Source organism: Nonomuraea jabiensis (assembly GCF_014204795.1).
GTDB lineage: Bacteria > Actinomycetota > Actinomycetes > Streptosporangiales > Streptosporangiaceae > Nonomuraea > Nonomuraea jabiensis.
The window spans coordinates 5,217,916-5,236,313 of sequence record NZ_JACHMB010000001.1; the positions used below are offsets into that span (position 1 = coordinate 5,217,916).

18 protein-coding genes are annotated in these 18,398 nt (G+C 69.0%); 11 read left to right on the top strand and 7 right to left on the bottom strand.

The features are described 5' to 3' along the window. Position 1: 1 nt before the first annotated feature. Entirely contained in the window at positions 2 to 1,195 is a 1,194-nt protein-coding gene (locus tag HD596_RS24125; protein WP_185071599.1) for an aKG-HExxH-type peptide beta-hydroxylase, read from the bottom strand. Continuing rightward, positions 1,183 to 1,320, bottom strand: coding sequence for a hypothetical protein (locus HD596_RS24130; RefSeq protein WP_185071600.1), 138 nt, complete (start codon positions 1,318 to 1,320; stop codon positions 1,183 to 1,185). Before HD596_RS24130 ends, HD596_RS24125 begins: the two co-directional genes overlap by 13 nt. A gap of 248 nt (positions 1,321 to 1,568) precedes the next feature. Here HD596_RS24130 and speB point away from each other — a divergent pair, with 248 nt between their 5' ends. Together speB and HD596_RS24140 are read left to right on the top strand one after the other, a co-directional pair. Continuing rightward, positions 1,569 to 2,501 (top strand): agmatinase, encoded by a 933-nt coding sequence (speB, locus tag HD596_RS24135; RefSeq protein WP_185071601.1) that lies wholly within the window; start codon positions 1,569 to 1,571, stop codon positions 2,499 to 2,501. Beyond that, positions 2,498 to 3,994: a purine-cytosine permease family protein gene (locus HD596_RS24140; RefSeq protein ID WP_185071602.1), complete on the top strand. Its 1,497-nt coding sequence runs from the start codon at positions 2,498 to 2,500 to the stop codon at positions 3,992 to 3,994. Before speB ends, HD596_RS24140 begins: the two co-directional genes overlap by 4 nt. Here the strand turns inward: HD596_RS24140 and HD596_RS24145 are convergent. Beyond that, positions 3,991 to 4,482 (bottom strand): Lrp/AsnC family transcriptional regulator, encoded by a 492-nt coding sequence (locus HD596_RS24145; RefSeq protein ID WP_185071603.1) that lies wholly within the window; start codon positions 4,480 to 4,482, stop codon positions 3,991 to 3,993. The genes HD596_RS24140 and HD596_RS24145 overlap by 4 nt on opposite strands. Before the next feature lie 196 nt (positions 4,483 to 4,678). Between HD596_RS24145 and HD596_RS24150 the strand changes: the two genes are divergently transcribed. From HD596_RS24150 to HD596_RS24185, 8 genes are all read left to right on the top strand, one after another. Next, positions 4,679 to 6,109, top strand: a complete 1,431-nt coding sequence (locus HD596_RS24150; protein WP_185071604.1) for a gamma-aminobutyraldehyde dehydrogenase — start codon at positions 4,679 to 4,681, stop codon at positions 6,107 to 6,109. A gap of 13 nt (positions 6,110 to 6,122) precedes the next feature. Then, positions 6,123 to 7,193: an ABC transporter ATP-binding protein gene (locus HD596_RS24155; RefSeq protein WP_185071605.1), complete on the top strand. Its 1,071-nt coding sequence runs from the start codon at positions 6,123 to 6,125 to the stop codon at positions 7,191 to 7,193. An 18-nt stretch (positions 7,194 to 7,211) separates the two neighbouring features. Further along, positions 7,212 to 8,399 carry an ABC transporter substrate-binding protein gene (locus HD596_RS24160; protein ID WP_246554764.1) on the top strand — a complete coding sequence of 396 codons (1,188 nt, stop codon included), beginning with the start codon at positions 7,212 to 7,214 and terminating at the stop codon, positions 8,397 to 8,399. A gap of 3 nt (positions 8,400 to 8,402) precedes the next feature. Continuing rightward, the gene (locus HD596_RS24165; RefSeq protein ID WP_185071607.1) at positions 8,403 to 9,254 is read left to right on the top strand and encodes an ABC transporter permease; all 852 of its coding nucleotides are present in this window, start codon (positions 8,403 to 8,405) and stop codon (positions 9,252 to 9,254) included. Further along, on the top strand, positions 9,251 to 10,036 hold the full coding sequence (locus HD596_RS24170; RefSeq protein WP_185071608.1) for an ABC transporter permease: 786 nt from the start codon (positions 9,251 to 9,253) through the stop codon (positions 10,034 to 10,036). Before HD596_RS24165 ends, HD596_RS24170 begins: the two co-directional genes overlap by 4 nt. A 35-nt stretch (positions 10,037 to 10,071) precedes the next feature. Beyond that, the gene (locus HD596_RS24175; protein ID WP_185071609.1) at positions 10,072 to 11,466 is read left to right on the top strand and encodes an NAD(P)/FAD-dependent oxidoreductase; all 1,395 of its coding nucleotides are present in this window, start codon (positions 10,072 to 10,074) and stop codon (positions 11,464 to 11,466) included. Next, positions 11,463 to 12,356 (top strand): alpha/beta hydrolase, encoded by an 894-nt coding sequence (locus HD596_RS24180; RefSeq protein WP_185071610.1) that lies wholly within the window; start codon positions 11,463 to 11,465, stop codon positions 12,354 to 12,356. The genes HD596_RS24175 and HD596_RS24180 overlap by 4 nt, the downstream gene beginning before the upstream one ends. Before the next feature lie 111 nt (positions 12,357 to 12,467). Further along, positions 12,468 to 13,394 carry a serine hydrolase gene (locus tag HD596_RS24185; protein ID WP_185071611.1) on the top strand — a complete coding sequence of 309 codons (927 nt, stop codon included), beginning with the start codon at positions 12,468 to 12,470 and terminating at the stop codon, positions 13,392 to 13,394. 742 nt (positions 13,395 to 14,136) lie between these two features. Here HD596_RS24185 and HD596_RS24190 read toward each other — a convergent pair. The 3 genes from HD596_RS24190 to HD596_RS24200 all read right to left on the bottom strand — a co-directional run bounded on the left by HD596_RS24190 (position 14,137) and on the right by HD596_RS24200 (position 16,402). Continuing rightward, on the bottom strand, positions 14,137 to 14,514 hold the full coding sequence (locus HD596_RS24190; protein WP_185071612.1) for a hypothetical protein: 378 nt from the start codon (positions 14,512 to 14,514) through the stop codon (positions 14,137 to 14,139). Positions 14,515 to 14,637: 123 nt separating this feature from the next. Beyond that, positions 14,638 to 15,852 carry a helix-turn-helix domain-containing protein gene (locus tag HD596_RS24195; RefSeq protein WP_185071613.1) on the bottom strand — a complete coding sequence of 405 codons (1,215 nt, stop codon included), beginning with the start codon at positions 15,850 to 15,852 and terminating at the stop codon, positions 14,638 to 14,640. Between the two features lie 4 nt (positions 15,853 to 15,856). Next, complete coding sequence (locus HD596_RS24200; RefSeq protein ID WP_185071614.1) at positions 15,857 to 16,402, bottom strand: flavoprotein; 546 nt, start codon at positions 16,400 to 16,402, stop codon at positions 15,857 to 15,859. 103 nt (positions 16,403 to 16,505) lie between these two features. Between HD596_RS24200 and HD596_RS24205 the strand changes: the two genes are divergently transcribed. Beyond that, positions 16,506 to 17,096, top strand: coding sequence for an rRNA adenine N-6-methyltransferase family protein (locus HD596_RS24205; protein WP_246554766.1), 591 nt, complete (start codon positions 16,506 to 16,508; stop codon positions 17,094 to 17,096). A 32-nt stretch (positions 17,097 to 17,128) separates the two neighbouring features. On the opposite strand, the gene HD596_RS24210 is transcribed toward HD596_RS24205, so the two are convergent. After that, positions 17,129 to 18,325 carry an RNA-guided endonuclease InsQ/TnpB family protein gene (locus HD596_RS24210; RefSeq protein WP_313044668.1) on the bottom strand — a complete coding sequence of 399 codons (1,197 nt, stop codon included), beginning with the start codon at positions 18,323 to 18,325 and terminating at the stop codon, positions 17,129 to 17,131. Positions 18,326 to 18,398: the final 73 nt, after the last annotated feature.

Consider the following 18,398-nt stretch of genomic DNA (forward strand, 5'->3'; position numbering starts at 1 on the left):
CCTAGATCGAAAACCCGGGATTGGCGCTCAGCCAGCGCGCACGGTGCCGGGCCCGGAGGTCGGCCGCCCGCCGCTCGGCCGGGGCGGGCACCGGCTCGCGCAGCCACTCGCGGAGCCGGTCCAGCAGCCCGTTCACGAGCACCTCGCCCGGCCCGGTCAGGCTCCCCGAGCCGCTCGCGCGGGTCAGCGCCTCGAACGTGATGGCCCGGCGGTAGGCGAACTCCGCCTCCGCCCGCTCGACGGCCGGGCTCGCGTGCCGTTCGTCGCCCGGGCTCGCGTGCCGTTCGGCGCGCCAGAACGCGGTGATCGCGAAGTTCGCGAAGCAGCCCTGCAGCAGCGGGCCGAGCGGTCGCGGGTCGGAGCGCCAGGGCGCGTACCAGCGACGCCCGTCGTCGGGGCCGGTCAGCTCGACCACGTCCTCGACCGCGCCGAGCACCAGGTGCCACACCTCGTGGACCAGGCTCTCCGCGAACGCGACCGGGTCGGGCGGCGGCGAGAGCGCGATCGCCCCGTACGCCCAGCCGGACGTCGCGCTGGCGGGCCGCACCCGGCCACGGCCCTCCAGCGGCACCAGCGTGGTGAAGACCGCCGCGATCGTCCCGGCGGCGTGGTGATGCCGCTCGCACAGCACCTGCCAGGCGTGGCCGAGCTCGCGCTGCCACCACACCGGGTCCGCCTCGCCCCGCCTGCCGAAGCCCGCCAGGTACGGGTCGACCGCGTCGAGCTGGACCGCCAGCCCCAGCCCGTTCGCCCGTGCGTGCAGGGACGGGATCGGGACGAGACCGGACTCCGCGAACGTGCCGAGCCCCGGGACGAACGCGCCGGGGCGCAGCGGCGGCCGCCGCCCGGCCCGCAGCGCCGCGCCGGCGCTGAAGGAGACGAGATAGCCGAGGTCCGGATCCTCGCCGTCGCGCAGTCGCCGCAGGCAGTCGACCGCCCAGCAGCCCACCTGGGGGAGCACCAGCAGCTCCGCCATGAGGCGCGGATCGCTCTCCTGCAGCTCGGCCAGCGCGCGGAAGGCGGCATCGGCGTCCGTCCCGCGCACCTGCCGCCGCACGGCCTCCAGGAGCAGCTGGTTCCTGTGGAGCTGGATCTCCCGGAGCCGGGTCAGCAACTCGGAGGTGAGGTCGTCGTCGACCAGGCGGTGGCAGATCTCGTACGTCTCAGCGGCCGAACACTCCGTCAGCCATCGCACGGGACGGCACCGTTGTTGGCATCCTCCTGCCACAGTCGATCCCACGGCCCTCTTCGCCCGAGGATCCTGCTCACCAGCCCGTCGAGGGTGGCGTCGTCGAGTTCGGTCAGTTGGAGCAGCGTCATGTCAGTCAGCTCCGCAAGCCCGGTGCCAACCGCGTGAGCCGGTTCCCCCATAGAGAGTCCCTCCTAGGCTGCTGCCGAGATCATACGACGGCGCTTTGCCCGAATGAAATGCCGGTGAATACGGCTCGGGTTTCGGCCAGCGCCAAACCCGGGTGACGGCCTGCTTGTGGACAGCCACAACACACACCGCGTGACTTCGTTGGCCCTACAATTGCCGCAGGTCAGAGGCATGACGAACACTGGGCCGCATGAACCTTGGCCCTGTCGACTCCTCCCAGGTCCCGCGCTTCGCCGGGCTCGCCACCTTCGCCCGCCTGCCCAGGCTCGACCAGGTCGAGCGGGCGGACGTGGCCGTCGTGGGCGTGCCGTTCGACACCGGCGTGTCCTACCGGCCCGGCGCCAGGTTCGGCCCGGCCGCGGTCAGGGAGGCCTCCCGGCTGCTGCGGCCGTACCATCCGGGGCTGGACGTCTCGCCGTTCGAGCGGGTGCAGGTGGTCGACGCCGGTGACATCGCGGCCAATCCGTTCGACATCGGGGCGGCCATCGAGAGCATCGAGGGCGCGGCGGACTCGATCGACGCCAAGCTCGTCGCGATCGGCGGCGACCACACGATCGCGCTGCCGCTGCTGCGGTCCGTGGCCAGGAAGCACGGCCCGGTGGCGCTGCTGCACTTCGACGCGCACCTGGACACCTGGGACACCTACTTCGGCGCCGAGTACACGCACGGCACCCCGTTCCGCCGGGCGGTGGAGGAGGGCCTGCTGGACACCGAGGCCGTCAGCCACGTCGGGATCAGGGGCCCGCTGTACGGCAAGAAGGACCTCGAGGACGACCGGCGGCTCGGGTTCGGCATCCTGACGGCGGCCGACGTGCTGCGGCGCGGCCTCGACGAGGTGATCGACGTGCTGCGGCAGCGCATCGGCGACCGGCCCCTGTACGTGTCCGTCGACATCGACGTGCTGGACCCGGCCCACGCCCCGGGCACGGGGACGCCGGAGGCGGGCGGGCTCACCAGCCGTGAGCTGCTGGAGATCCTGCGCGGCCTGGCCGGGTGCGACCTGGTCGGGGCCGACGTCGTCGAGGTGGCCCCGGCGTACGACCATGCGGAGATCACCTCGGTCGCCGCCTCCCACGTGGCCTACGACCTCGTCAGCCTGCTGGCGTTGCAGGAGAAAGCATGAGCCTCACCGAGATCGAGACGTACGGGGTCGAGCGCATCCCCGACGCGGACCGCAACGCGCGCCCGATCGACCTGTTCCGGCTGGCGTTCGGGGGCGCGAACACGTTCGCCACCTGCGTGCTCGGCGCCTTCCCCATCCTGTTCGGCCTGTCGTTCTGGCAGGGGCTGGCCGCCACCGTGCTCGGGCTGGTGGTCGGCGCGCTGATCCTGGCGCCGCTGTCGCTGTTCGGGCCGCTCAACGGCACCAACAACGCCGTCTCCTCCTCCGCCCACCTGGGCGTGCACGGCCGGATCGTGGGCTCGTTCCTGTCGCTGCTGACCGCGATCGCGTTCTTCTCGATCTCGGTGTGGTCGTCGGGGGACGCGCTGGTCGGCGGCGCCCACCGGCTGGCCGGGCTGCCCGACACCGACCTGTCGTACGGCGTCGCGTACGCGCTCTTCGCCGTCCTCGTGCTCATCGTCTGCGTGTACGGCTTCCGCTTCATGCTGTTCGTCAACAAGATCGCGGTGGCGGCGGCGTCGCTGCTGTTCGTCCTGGGGGCCTTCGCCTTCGCCGGGGACTTCGACCCGTCCTACCCGGGCACGCTCCCGGCCGGCGACCCGCTGTTCTGGCCGTCGTTCATCGGCGCGGCGCTGATCGTGCTGTCGAACCCGGTGTCGTTCGGCGCCTTCCTGGGCGACTGGTCCAGGTACATCCCGGCCACGACGCCGAAGTCCCGGGTGATGGCCGCGGCCTTCCTGGCGCAGCTCGCCACCATCCTGCCGTTCCTGTTCGGCCTGACCACGGCCTCGATCATCGCGACCAAGGCCGCCGACTACCTGGACCCGGCCGCCCCCAACTACGTCGGCGGGCTGCTGGCCGTCTCGCCCGGCTGGTACTTCGTACCGGTCTGCCTGATCGCCCTGATCGGCGGCATGTCCACCGGAACGACCTCCCTCTACGGCACCGGGCTCGACTTCTCCAGCGTCTTCACCCGCTTCTCCCGGGTGCAGGCGACGGTGTTCATCGGCACGCTGTCGATCGTGTTCATCTTCATCGGCCGCTTCGCCGCGAACCTCACCCAGAGCATCTCCACGTTCGCCACGCTGATCATCACGTGCACGGCGCCGTGGATGGTGATCATGATGCTCGGCTACGTGACCCGCAGGGGCTGGTACGACCCCGAGGCGCTGCAGGTCTTCAACCGGCGCCAGCGCGGCGGCCGCTACTGGTTCGCGCACGGCTGGAACTGGCGCGGGCTGTCGGCCTGGCTCGTCTCCGCGGGCCTCGCGCTGCTGTTCGTGAACCTGCCGGGCCAGTTCGTCGGCCCCCTGGGTAACCTGGCCGGGGGAGTGGACATCTCGCTGCCGGTGGGGCTGGCCGTCGCGGGCGTGCTCTATCTGGCGCTGCTGACGGCGTTCCCGGAGCCCCGCGAGGTCTACGGCCCCGAGGGCCCGCGCCTGGTGCGCACGGCCGACACGCCGATCCTGCCCATCGTGGAGACGGTGGGCTAGCGAGTGCCCCAGGAGTAGGTCTGCTTACGCAGCTTGAGATAGACGAACGACTCCGTGGCCCGCACGGCGGGGATGGCGCGGATCTTGCTGAGGATCTCCAGCAGGTGCCCGTCGCCCTCGCAGACCACCTCGACGATCACGTCGAAGGAGCCGGCCGTGAGGACCACGTAGTCGATCTCGTCGATGGCCGCCAGCTCGTCGGCCACCGCCTCCAGGTCGCCCTCGCAGTTGATGCCGATCATGGCCTGCCGCGGGAATCCGAGCGTCAGCGGGTCGGTGACCGCGACGATCTGCATGACGCCCGCGTCCTGCAGCCGCTGGACGCGCTGGCGCACGGCGGCCTCCGACAGGCCCACCGCTTTCCCGATCGCCGCGTACGGCATGCGCCCGTCGGTCTGGAGCTGCTCGATGATCTGCTTGGACAGATCGTCGAGCACCACCGGCCCGGCATTGGCGTTGTTGCGGCGTACGCGGGGCGGCGTCGTCATCGACGGAATCCTCCTACTGGTCCGGCGTTACGGGTGCGTTCCCGCTGAGTTGCCGTCCTGGTGCGACATGTTGTCAGTTCCTGGCGGCCTGTCAAGCGAATTCGTAGCAATTTGGTATCTTCACCACGAAATCCCTTGTCGAGATGCACCTGCTCTGTAAGAGTCGCGGCATCTCAGCCACCCATTTGGAGGGCGCATGATCCGTCTGCAGAACTTCATCAATGGTGAGTTCGTGGACGCCAAGAGCGGCAAGTTCTCCGACATCATCGACCCGTGCACGGGCGAGGCCTACCTACAGGCCCCCGTCTCCGGGCCGGAGGACGTCGATGCCGCCTTCGCCGCCGCTGCCGCCGCGTTCGAGTCGTGGGGCAGGACCACGCCGGGTGAGCGGGCCAACCTCCTGCTCAAGGTCGCCGACGCCATCGACGCGCGGGCCGACGAGATCAACGAGGCGGAGTGCCTCAACACCGGCAAGCCGCGGGCCCGGATGGCCGAGGACGAGACCCCGGTGGCCGCCGACCACTTCCGCTTCTTCGCGGGCGCGGCGCGCACCCTGGAGGGTCCCACGGCCGGCGAGTTCCTCGCCGAGCACACCAGCGTCATCCGGCACGAGCCGATCGGCGTGATCGGCCAGGTCACGCCGTGGAACTACCCGATGATGATGGCGGTCTGGAAGATCGCCCCGGCCCTGGCGGCCGGCAACACGGTCGTGCTCAAGCCGTCCGACACCACCCCGGCCTCCACGCTCAAGCTGGCCGAGATCCTCGGCGAGGTGCTGCCCGCGGGCGTCTTCAACGTCGTCACCGGCGACCGCGAGACCGGCGCCCTCGTGGTGAGCCACCTCACCGCCTCCATGGTCGCCATCACCGGCTCGGTCGGCGCGGGCATGTCGGTCGCCAAGAGCGCCGCCGACGATCTCAAGCGCGTCCACCTGGAGCTCGGCGGCAAGGCCCCGGTCGTGGTGTTCGAGGACGTCAAGGACCTGCGCAAGGCCGCCTCCGACATCGCCACCGCCGGCCTCTACAACGCCGGCCAGGACTGCACCGCCGCCTGCCGCGTGCTGGTGCACGAGAGCGTGCACGACGAGTTCGTGGCCGCGCTCGCCGAGGCCGCCGCCGGCACCGTGACCGGCGACCTGGGCAACGAGGACGCGCTCTACGGGCCGCTCAACAACGAGAACCAGCTCGCCAGGGTTCAGGGCTTCATCGACCGGGTCCCGGCGCACGCCAAGGTCCTCACCGGCGGCCACCGGGTCGGCGAGAAGGGCTACTTCTTCGCGCCGACGATCGTCGACGGCCTCAAGCAGGACGACGAGATGGTGCAGAACGAGGTCTTCGGCCCCGTGATCACCGTCCAGACGTTCACCGACGAGGCCGACGCGCTGGCCAAGGCCAACGACGTCAAGTACGGCCTGAGCGGCTCGGTCTGGACCTCCGACCACGGCCGGGCCATGCGCATGTCCAACCGGCTCGACTTCGGCGTGGTCTGGGTCAACACGCACATCCCGTTCGTCTCGGAGATGCCGCACGGCGGCTTCAAGCACTCCGGGTACGGCAAGGACCTGTCGGTGTTCGGCCTGCACGACTACACCCGGGTCAAGCACGTCATGCACTACATCGGCGAATAGGACGACGGCTGGGATGACTGAGCTGAATGCGATAGAGCTTGAGGACGTCGTCAAGGAGTACCTCTCGCATGGCGAGGTCGTCCAGGCGGTCAAGGGCGTCACGCTGGGCATCGCCGAGGGGGAGTTCTTCTCCCTCCTCGGCCCGTCCGGGTGCGGCAAGACCACGACCATGAGGATGATCGCGGGGTTCGAACCGCCCTCGAAGGGGCTGGTGCGGCTGCACGGCAAGGACGTCACGGACGTCCCGCCCAACAAGCGCGACGTCAACATGGTCTTCCAGTCCTACGCCCTCTTCCCGCACATGAGCGTCTGGGACAACGTGGCCTTCGGGCTGAAACAGCGCAAGACGCCGCAGGAGGAGATCAAGCGGCGGGTCGGCGAGATGCTGGAGATCGTCGACCTCGCCGGCAGGGAGAAGCGCCGCCCGCGCGAGATGTCCGGCGGCCAGCAGCAGCGCGTGGCGCTGGCCCGCGCGCTGGTCAACCGGCCGCGGGCGCTCCTGCTCGACGAACCGCTCGGCGCGCTCGACCTCAAGCTGCGCCAGGCCATGCAGATCGAGCTCAAGCGCATCCAGCGCGAGGTCGGCATCACGTTCGTGTACGTGACCCACGACCAGAACGAGGCGCTGACCATGAGCGACCGGATCGCTGTCATGAACGACGGCCTGGTCGAGCAGCTCGCCGGGCCGCGGGAGATCTACGAGCGGCCCGCGACCGCGTTCGTGGCCGGCTTCATCGGCACCTCCAACCTGCTCACGGGCACCGCGAGCGGCGGCGAGCTGAAGATCGGCGGCGGCCGCGTGCTGGTGCCGGGGCACGACGGCGACGTGACGGTGACCGTGCGGCCCGAGAAGATCACCATCGACACGGTGGAGCCCGGCCAGGGCCTGAGCGCCGTGCGCGGCACCGTCGCCGAGGTGGTCTACCTGGGGACCTACAACAGTTACGCGGTGAGTCTCGCTGACGGGGCCGAGATCACGGTGTTCCAGCAGAACGCTCTTGACGCTTCGGCCACCGCGGAGCGGGGGGACTCCGTCTGGCTGTCGTGGCAGGCGCAGCACTCATATGTGATTGGAAGTCGATAGCACCTCATGAACCACCCCATGCTCCGCTCCCGTCGCGATTTCTTCCGCGTCGCCGGGTTCTCCGCCACCGGGCTCGCGCTGGCCGCCTGCGGCGTTCAAGGACAGAAGGCCGCGCCCCCGAAGGCCGACGCGGTCAAGGATTTCTGGGCCAAGCAGACCAAGCACGGCAAGGTCGTCTTCGCCAACTGGCCCGAGTACATGCCCGAGGACAAGGCCCCGCTGGAGAAGTTCAAGCAGGCCACCGGCATCTCGTACGAGTACAAAGAGGTCATCCAGGAGAACGCCGAGTTCTTCGGCAAGGCCGACCCCGTCCTGCGGGCGGGGCAGTCGCTGGGCTACGACATCGTCGTCATGACCAACGGCGTTCAGCTCCAGCACATGATCGAGCTGGGCTACGTGACGCCGCTCGACCACTCCCAGCTGCCGAACTTCGAGGCCAACGCCGGCCAGAAGTACAAGGAGCGGGCCTACGACCCCGGCAACAAGTACACGGTGCCGTACACGTCGGGGGTGACCGGGATCGCGTACAACACCAAGTACGTCGACGAGGACATCACCAGCATCGAGTCGCTGTTCGACCCCAAGTACAAGGGCCATGTCGGCATGATGGCCGACGCCCAGGAGATCGCGAACTTCGGCATGTTCGCGCTCGGCATCGCCCCGGAGAAGTCGACCGAGGCGGACTGGAAGAAGGCCGGGGAGAAGCTCAAGGCGCAGCGTGACGCCGGAATTGTCCGGAAATATTACGATCAAAACTACATCGACGCTGTGTCCAAGGGTGACGTCTGGCTCACCATGGCCTGGTCGGGCGACGTCTTCCAGCGCCAGCTCGCCGGCGAGCCCGTCAAGTTCGTGGTGCCCGAGGAGGGCGGCACGATCTGGACCGACAACATGCTCATCCCCAAGAACGCGGCCAACCCGGTGGACGCGCTCATGCTCATGGACTACCTCTACCAGCCGGCCGTGGCCGCCGAGCTGGACGAGTTCATCCAGTACGTCACCCCGGTCCCGGCCGTGCAGGACCTGCTGCGGGAGAAGGCCAAGACGGCCAAGGGCAAGGACAAGAAGGCCCTCGAGGACATGATCGACAGCCCGCTCATGTTCCCCACCGAGGCCGACTACGCCAAGCTGCACAACTACACCCCGCTGACCACCCAGCAGGAGCAGGTCTTCAACCCGATCTTCCAGTCCATCACCCAGGCATAGCGCATGAGGCGGCTCACCCCCTACCTGCTGGCGCTGCCGAGCTGGATGTGGCTGGCGATCTTCCTGGTCGTCCCCATGGCCGCGATGGCCTCGGTCTCCCTGCAGACCGGCAACGCCATCGACGGCTTCGCCATGACGTTCAGCTTCTCCAACTACACCGACGCGCTCGGCCGCTACAGCACCCAGCTGGTGCGCTCGCTGCTCTACGGCGGCCTGGCCACCCTGGCCATGCTGGTGATCGGCTACCCGGTGGCGTACTGGATCGCGTTCAAGGGCGGCACGCGCAAGTCCGTGTACCTGTTCCTGCTGCTGCTGCCGTTCTTCGTGTCGTTCGTGCTGCGCACGATCTCGTGGAACTTCCTGCTGTCGGACAACGGCATCCTGTTCGGCACGCTGAAGGGCTGGGGGCTGCTGCCCGAGGACTTCCACGTGCTGGCCACGACGGTCGCCGTGGTCGGCGGGCTGACGTACAACTTCCTGCCGTTCATGATCCTGCCGATCTACGTGTCGCTGGAGCGGGTGGACCCGCGGGTGATCGAGGCGGCCCAGGACCTGTACGCCACGCGGACGTCGGCCTTCCGGCGGGTGGTGCTGCCGCTGTCGCTGCCGGGGGTGTTCGCGGGGGTGCTGATGACGTTCGTGCCCGCCACGGCCGACCCGATCAACGCGCAGATCCTCGGCGGCACGGCCAACACGATGATCGGCAACATCATCCAGACCGAGTACCTGACGAACCTCAACTACCCGACCGCCTCGGCCCTGTCGTTCACGCTGATGGCGGTGCTGCTGGTGGGCATCTTCATCTACGCCAGGGCACTCGGGACGGAGAACGTGCTCGAGGCGGCGGCCCGATGAGGGGCACCCGGCTCGGAGACCGGCTTCTCCACATCTACACCTGGATCATCATCCTCTGGCTGTCCTCGCCGATCGCCGTGATGATCCTCTTCGGCTTCAACGACAAGAAGAGCAAGTCGAACACCTCCTGGCAGGGCTTCACGCTCCGCTGGTACGCCGAACTGTTCGACATCTCCGACCTGACCGTGGCGCTGCGAAACTCGCTGGTGATCGCCGCGGTCAGCACGATCATCACGGTCGTGATCGGCACCATGCTCGGGCTGGCGATCGGGCGGCACCGCTTCCGCGGCAAGGGGGTCACGAACTTCCTGGTCTTCGCCGCCATCTCCACGCCCGAGCTGGTCATGGGCGCGTCGCTGCTGTCGCTGTTCGTCTCGGGGAACGTGCCGCGCGACGCGAACACGATCATCGTCTCCCACGTGCTGTTCTCGCTGTCCTTCGTGGTGGTGACGGTACGTGCGCGCATCGTCACGCTGGACCCGTCGCTGGAGGAGGCGGCCAGGGATCTGGGGGCGACGGCCTGGGGGACATTCAGGCAGGTGACGCTGCCGTCGATCATGCCGGGCGTGATGGCGGGCGCGATGCTGTCGTTCGCTCTGTCCATCGACGACTACGTGGTCACCAGCTTCGTCAACGGCTCGACCGTCACCTTCCCCCTGTGGATCGTCGGTGCGGTCAAGACCGGTATCCCACCCCAGGTCAACGTCATGGGTACGCTGATCTTCGGCATCGGGGTGCTGATCGCGATCGGAAACGCGGTGGCGGCACGGCGCCGTACCTAAATAACCTCCACGAACTTCGTAGGGAAGTGGGATTTGTGGATCCGCTGAAGGCGCTTGCTGATGCGGAGCGCAAGCCGTACTGGCTGGACAGCCCGGCCAGACCCGAGCCGCGACCGCGGCTCGACCAGACAACGAGCGCCGACCTGGTCGTCGTCGGCGGAGGCTTCTCAGGGCTGTGGACGGCCCTGATGGCCAAGGAACGCGATCCGTCCCTGGACGTGGTCCTGCTCGAAGGACGCAGGATCGGCTGGGCCGCCACCGGCCGCAACGGCGGGTTCTGCATGGCGACCCTCACCCACGGCCTGGCCAACGGCCTGGAACGGTGGCCGGACGAGATCGGGCGCCTGGAGCGCATGGGCGTGGCCAACCTCGACGAGATCGAGCAGACCCTGGAGCGCTACGGCGTCGACTGCTCCTTCGAGCGCACCGGCGAGCTGCACGTGGCCACCGAGCCGTGGCAGCTCGACGGGCTGCGCGAGCACCTGGAGCTGATCTCCGAGCTGGGGCTCGACTACGTGCCGCTCGACCAGGAGCAGGTGCGGGCCGAGGTGAACTCGCCGACCTACCTGGGCGGGCTCTGGGAGCGCAGCGGATGCGCCATGCTCGACCCGGCGCGGCTGGCCTGGGGGCTGCGGGAGGCGTGCCTGCGGCTGGGGGTGCGCGTTCACGAACGCACCCCGGTCCGCTCGCTGCGCGACGACGGCACGACGATCACGCTGCGCACGCCGCACGGCGCGGTCGCGGCCCGGCAGGTGGCGCTGGGGACCGGGGTGTTCCCGCCGCTGCTGCGGCGGCTCAAGCACTTCGTGGTCCCCGTGTACGACTACGCCCTGATGACCGAGCCCCTGACCGACCTCCAGCTCGCCGAGGTCGGCTGGCGCAACCGGCAGGGCGTGGGCGACTCGGGCAACCAGTTCCACTACTACCGGCTGACCGACGACAACCGGATCCTGTGGGGCGGCTACGACGCCGTCTACTACAACGGGGGTCTGGTCAAACCCGAGTACGAGCAGCGCGACGAGACGTTCGTCAAGCTCGCCGAGCACTTCTACGAGACCTTCCCCCAGCTCGACGGGGTGCGGTTCACCCACCGGTGGGGCGGGGTGATCGACACCTGCAGCCGGTTCAGCGCCTTCTACGGGCAGGCGCACGGCGGGCGGCTGGCCTACGCCACCGGCTACACCGGGATGGGCGTGGGCGCCACCCGCTTCGGCGCGAACGTCATGCTCGACCTGCTGTCGGGCGAGTCCACCGAGCGGACCCGGCTGCGGATGGTCAAGGAGAAGCCGATGCCGTTCCCGCCGGAGCCGGTGCGGTCCGGGGTCATCCAGGTCACCCGGTGGTCGATCGCGCAGGCCGACCAGCACCAGGGCAAGCGCAACCTGTGGCTGCGCGCGCTCGACCGGATGGGGCTGGGGTTCGACTCGTGATCCTGACCACGCGAGTCGAGTTCGTGGTCGACGGCCTCACGCTCGCCGGGGACCTGCGCGTCCCCGGCGGCGCGGGGCCGCGGCCCGCGCTGGTGTTCACGGGGCCGTTCACCGGGGTGCGCTCCCAGGTCACGGGGCTGTACGCGGACCGGCTGGCCGAGCGGGGGTACGTGACGCTGGCCTTCGACCACCGGAACTGGGGGGAGTCCGAAGGGCTTCCGCGCCGGGACGAGGATCCGCAGGGCAAGCTGCGCGACCTGCGGGGGGCGGTGTCGTTCCTGCGGTCGCGGGCCGAGGTGGACCGGGACCGGATCGGGGCGGTGGGGGTGTGTCTTGGGGGTGGTTACGCGCTCAAGTTCGCCGCCTTCGACCCCCGAGTCCGGATATTTGTCGGTATCGCGGGCGCGTACAACAACCCGTACAGCATGCGCTCCGGCATGGACTACCAGGCGGCGCTGGCGGGCCTCACGGACGTCCTCGAACGCCAGGACCAGGGCGGCGCCGTGGAGTACATCCCGGTGGTCTCCTCCTCTCTTGAGGAGGGGGAGGCCGCCATGCCGGGCGACGAGCCGTACGCGTACTACGGCACCTCACGGGGCGCCTCGCCGCACTGGTCCAACTCGGTGACCAGGGCGAGCGTGCGGGAACTGGTCACGATGGACAACATGATGGGAGCGGACTTCCTGTCGCCCAAGCCGGCGCTGATCGTGCACGGGGTCGTCGACCGGTTCTGCTCGCCGGAGGGGGCCGAGGAGGCGTTCCGCCGCCTCGACCAGCCGAAACAGCTCGTCTGGGTGGACGCCAAGCAGCACATCGACCTGTACGACCGCGAACCGTACGTCACGCAGGCCGTGGACGCCACCGCCACCTTCCTCGCCGACCACCTGTGACGGGCAAGGTCGTGTGAAGACTTGACCAGAACGGCACCGAGCGCGATGGCCTGACCCGCTCGGCATGCCATCCTCGCATGCGCCCCCCGACGACCTTTCGGAGGTGGGCGCATGCGTACGAGCTGGCTGATTGCCTGGCCGGTGCTGCTGCTGCTGACGGCGGCATGCGGCGCCGACCAGGCGGCCCTCATCCCCGTGGCGGCCAAGCCCCCGCCCAAGGTGGCCCGCTGCATGCTGAGGATCGCGGCCCCGCGCGCCGGGGTCGCGGCCCGCATCCAGCTCGTACGCGACATCTCCGCCTACCTCGGCACCCGCCCGGGCCGCATCGTCTACGGCGCCCTGGACCTGGTGACCGGGATCCATTTCGGGCAGGGAGAGCACGACCACGACCTCATCACCGCCAGCGGCTCCAAGGTCGACATCCTGACCGCCCTCCTCCACCAGCGCACCGGCGACCTGAACGAGGAGGAACGCGACCTGGCCACCCTCATGATCACGGAAAGCGACAACCTCGCCGCCGACGCCCTGTGGTCCCGCGTCGGCGCCTCCTCCGCGATGAGCGCCTTCTACCAGAGCGTGGGCCTGACGGAGACCACCCCGGGCCCCGCCATCTTCTGGGGCGGCACCCTCACCAGCCCCACCGACCGCATCCGCCTCCTGAAACTCCTGGTCAAGGGCCGGAAGGGCGGGGAGGGCCACCTGACCGAGGCCGACCGCCGGCTGGTGCTCGGCCTGATGTCCCGCGTCCAGAAGGACCAGTCGTGGGGCGTCAGCGCCGCCGCCCGCCCGGGAGACCGGGTGGCCCTGAAGAACGGCTGGACACCCCGCCCGTTCATCTCCGGCACGTGGGCCATGACGAGCTACGGCCGCATCGTCGGCCCGGGCCGCGACCTGCTGCTGTCAGTCCAGACCGACCACCAGCCGGGCCCGGACCCGGGCATCGAGACCATCGAGGGCGTCGCCCGCCTCATCCGCAACCGCCTCGACTCCCTCTCCCCGACCATCACCCGCCCCTGCATCGGCAACCCCATCGCCTGATCATCCGCGCCCTACCGCCGTCACCCTCCCCGAGCAAAAGGTCTTCTCGGGGAGGCGCTTCGCGCCGAGGGGCTCAGGCGTTTCTCATTTGGGCGCCTGGCGGCGCACCCCCCGCTCGCTCCGCTCGCCAGATGCCCACCCGTTGACCGGCGAAGTGGTGGGCCGACTGACGCCCACCCCGGACCGGCGTGCCGCAGGGCTGTCGTTGACCGATGAGGCAAACGCGAACTCGCGCCCAATCACCGGGTCGGCCTGCTGGATCGGGCCCATCGCACCCGCTTCGCGGCACCGCGGGCCGTACTCCCGCCCCGATACCGCGTTGTTCGTGGCCTTCGGTCAGCGTCAACCCGGTCTGTGCGGCATGGGAGGTGGGCCGCGTGGAACGTCGACGGGCACGGCATCCGAAGGCGGACCTGACACCTCGGTCGGGACGGAGCGGCCCGAGCCGTCGTGCCCGTCTATCGGGCTTGGCCTGACAGCAGTGCCGTCCAGACCGCGCGAGCTTCAATGATGGAGCCCTGGTAGGTCTCGTGAACCACGTCCCCGGCTTCGGTCTGCAGGGTCCGGCGGATAAGAGTCTGACCGCCGCCCTCGCACAGCTCGTAGAACACGGCTCGGCAGGTGCAGGTCCACGCCACGACGCGGACGCGATCCAAGGCACCATGTGGTTCCAGCCACGTGAGCCGGACGTGACCACGCCGGGCCATGGGCACGTGCGGACTCAGGCAACCTTCGTCGGCCCTCATGACGCACCTGCAGCCATGTCGCTCGGCGCTTCGCGGAGTTCGGCGTATCGAGCAGCGAGCCTGCGTGCGGCCCGCTCCGGCTCGAACGCGGAATGATGTGCGTACAGCCAGCGGCCGGTCTGGGAGCGGCGTCCTGTCCACCATCGGTACCAGAAGCCGTCCGTCCACACCACGAGCCCGGTCCACACCGACACCAGCGCGAGGCCGCGCCCTTCGTGAACGTCGCCGGCGATCCCCATGCACGCCAAGGCCGCACGGAGTTCGTCAGCGGTTTCCAGCGCCGACAGCCGTCGTACGGGATCGAGACCGACCGGTTGACGCGGCTCGGGGCAGCAAGCGCACCGGTTCCACTCGTTCGACTGATCGTGCCGCATCTGACGTTCCCTCCTGTTGGGGGACGTGGCCTCTGATCACGCCACGCAGGAGGAACCGTAGGTGCGGGTCAACGGCGGAACCCGCACGGTGGTGAAGGTCAAGGAACCGCACAAAAGTGCGGGTCAGACGATGCCCGCCCGGTGAGCCAGCCCGCGAAGATGCGGAGTGCTGGCACGATGCTCCCGCTTGAGCAACTGAGTCAGCAGCTCGCGGGGACGGCCACCGTAGCGGACAAGCTCGGGTGAGAGCCGTTCGGCTTCGAGGAGCATGTTGACCGACGCGGCGTCCTTGCGTTGCATGGCGTAGGCACGGGCGAGGTCCAGGTGCACCTGGGCGCGGCGTCCGATCAGGCCGTCGGACAGGTGTGCCAGGTTGACGGTTTCGCCGCTGCCGATCGCCTGGCGGGTGGCGCCGAACTCGACGGCCGCCGAGATCTCGTGAATGGTCACGTTGGTCGTGCCGAAGGCGGTCCAGAAGTCGTTGCGGTCTTCGCCGAGAGTTTCGGCGATCTGCCGGGCCTGCGCGAGGAAGGCGCGCACCGCGGCTTGGTCGTACGCAGCGGCGGCGGCGGTGACGGCGACCAGGTAGAGGGCGCCCACGATGGGCAGAGCGCGCGGCGTGGGGCGCTTGGTGGCGCGCTGCAACGCGTCGGCCGCCTGGAGAACCAGGTGCAAGGCGCGATCCGTCTCGCGAAGCCGTATCAGGACGTAGCCGAGCCGGTAGGCACTCACGGCCGCGAGAAGGGGCTTGTCCGCTTCTTGCGCGGCGGCCAGCGAACGGTCGGCGGCCACCCAGGCGAGTTCCGCCTCTCCCACGCGGCGCAGCGTCGTTGTCGCGGAGTGGTAGGTCAGCGAGCGAAGGGTCTGGTACGCCCGGCGCTGAGCCGCAGGGGCATGGCGGCTCCCCAGTTCGGTGGCCACGATCAGTCGAGGCAACCGCCTGCCCACCTCGTCATAGTGCGTGGCCTGGTAGAGCCGGTTCACCCGGCGGACCTCGTGCCGCAGCCACACCAGGCTCTCAGGGGAGCCCTGAGCATGCCGGGGATCGATCAGCGAGGAAAGGCCGTCGTAGCCCATCATCGCCTGCCGGATGGCCGATGCTGCCTGGTAGCGCGTCATCGCGTTCGTCTTCTTCACGGTGAGTTCGTCCACGGGCAGGCCGAGGATGTCAGCGAGGGCGTTGATCACGGTGTGGTTGTCCACGGTGCGCTGCCCGCGCTCGACCTGGCTCAGCCAGCTCTCGGAACGACCGGCGAGACCGGACAGGACCGCCTGGGACAGTCCACGGCGACGGCGTGCCCGAGCGATCCGCTCGCCGATCTCCCTGCGGGCGTCCATGCCATCACCCCTGTGTCAGTCGTTCCCCGACAACGGTGTGTAGTTCCTGCATGATGCGTTCCCAGGATGGCATGCGGGACTGCGGCGGGGCGGCGGGATCGAACAGGATCCGCACGCCCATCTCTCGAAGTGCGTCGAGACTCCGCTGGAACGCGAGGTGCCGGGCGAGCGCGTCTTTCAGCAGTGGCACGGCCAGGATCGGGACGCCGAACCCCATCACCTCGCACAGCAACCCGACCGCGAAGGTGTCGGCGATGCCGTTCGCCCACTTGTTGATCGTGTTGAACGTCGCCGGAGCGACGATCACGGCGTCGGCGGGAGGGAGGCCCTTGGGGTCCTGCGGCATGCGGTACGTGCTGCGGACCAGGTCACCGGTCAGGCGTTCCAACTCGGGGACGTCGACAAAGCGTTCGCCCATCGGTGTGGTGACCACGTGCGCCTGCCATCCGGCCGCCTGAGCCATGGGGACCAGGTGATGGAGATCGGCGGCGGCGGGTGCGGCACAGGCGATCACGTAGAGGACACCGCGTGTGCCCTCGTGGGGTTCCATGCTGGTGATCCTAATGAGAGGCCGGTATCCGCTCTCGGAGACCGACTGTGAATTCGTGCAGGGGCACGTGAGCCGACCAGCGGGAATGATAGGGATGGTGGTGATGACCGACATTGCCGCGGTGCTCCGCCTCGATCTGGCGGGCAAGACAGGGTCCGACGGCTGGCGCGAGGCGCTCGATATGGTGCCGCGCGAGCGATTCCTGGGGGATGTGATATTCCAGCTCGATGAGGCGCGAGGCGACCTGTGGGCGCCTGCGCGGCGTGCTGACATGCCCCAGAGCGAATGGCTCGCACTGGTCTACGCTGACGTGACATTGGTGACCCAGGTCGATGGCGTCATGGCCGGCGATGCAACCGGAGCCGTAGCTGGTTCGCCTACGTCCTCGTCTACGCGGCCGAGTCTCGTCGTGCGGATGCTGGAGGCCGCCGAGATCCAAGAAGGTGACCAGGTCCTGGAAATCGGTACGGGCACCGGCTATTCGACGGCGCTGATGTGTCAGCGGCTCGGGAACAAGGCGGTCTGCTCCATCGAATATGACCCTGTGGTCGCCGGCCGCGCACGCGACGCGATCACTTCTGCGGGATACACACCCACCTTGGTGGAGGGTGATGGCCTGCTGGGGTACGCGGAGGAGGCGCCATACGATCGCCTCATCTCGACCTGCGCTGTGCGCACCATCCCCCAGGCGTGACTCCTCCGCTCCCTGAAGGGAGCGGCTTCTCGCTAAGCCGCTTGCGCAGCCTCACGAAGGGCAAGCCCTGCCCTCAAGATGTTGATCGCCGCGTTCACGTCGGCGTGCACGCAAAACCCGCACCCCGTACATCGGAAAACGGCCTGGGTGACACGGTTGTCCTTCGCGCAGTGCCCGCAGCGCGAGCACGTACGAGAGGTGTTGGCCGGATTCACCGCGATCAGCTGTCGACCGGCGCTTTCAGCCTTGTACGACAGGATCGTCAAGAACACGGACCAACCCGCGTCGAGAATGCTCTTGTTCAGCCCCGATTTAGCCGACTGGCCGTTAGGCAGGTAGCCGCCTTCGCCGTCCGGTTTCGGCGCGGCACGCCGGGTCATGCCCGCGACGTTCAGCGCTTCGTGCACGATCACGTCGTAGCCGCGGACCAGCGCGAGCGCGGCCTTGTGCGCCGAGTCGAGACGTTGCCGCCGCACCTTGGCATGCAGGGCCGCCACCCGCGCGACGGCCTTACCGCGCCGCCGGGATCCTCGCCTCTTACCGGCCAGTTCCCGCTGGGCTGCTGCCAGACGGCTCGCGCACGTGGCGAGGTGGCGCTGGTTGTCGAGGTGGTCGCCGTCGCTGGTCGTGGCCAGCCAGGCGACGCCCATGTCAACACCCGCGACCGCGCCCGTGGCGGGAAGGGTGTGTGCGGGCACGTCATCGCACGACAGCACGAGGAACCAGCGGCCGCCTTCCCGTTTGACGCTGATTGTCTTGACGGTGCCCAGCACCCGGCGGTGCTGGTGGACCCGGACATGCCCGATGCCCTGCAGGCGGACGAAACTCGCTGTCGGGTGCTCGGGTTGGGAGTGCCACCGGCAGCCGTCGCCGTCCTTGGGCCACTCGACGGTGTCGAACCGGCCCCGGCCCTTGAAACGCGGGAAGCCTGGGGCGCGCCCGGCCTTGACGCGGCCGAAGAACGCGCGGAACGCCTTGTCCAGCCTGCGCAGGGTGGCCTGCTGGGAGGAGAACGACCACCGGCCCTGACCGTCGGGGTCGTCGGCGCGGATGTGTTTCAGCTCCGCCGACTGCTCGCCGTAGCGCACCCTCACCCCGGCTTTGCGGTAGGCCGTACGGCGGTGTTCGAGAGCCGCGTTGTACAGCTGCCGGTGATCTTCCAGGCAATGTGCGAGCGCGGCGGCCTGCTTGCCGGTGGGACGCAGCAGGAACTTGAATGACCTGCGCACACCCACCCCCCACGCTCAGTAACGAGGCCACCACGATATCGCCCGGCACCGACAAACCCGGGAGAACATCTGT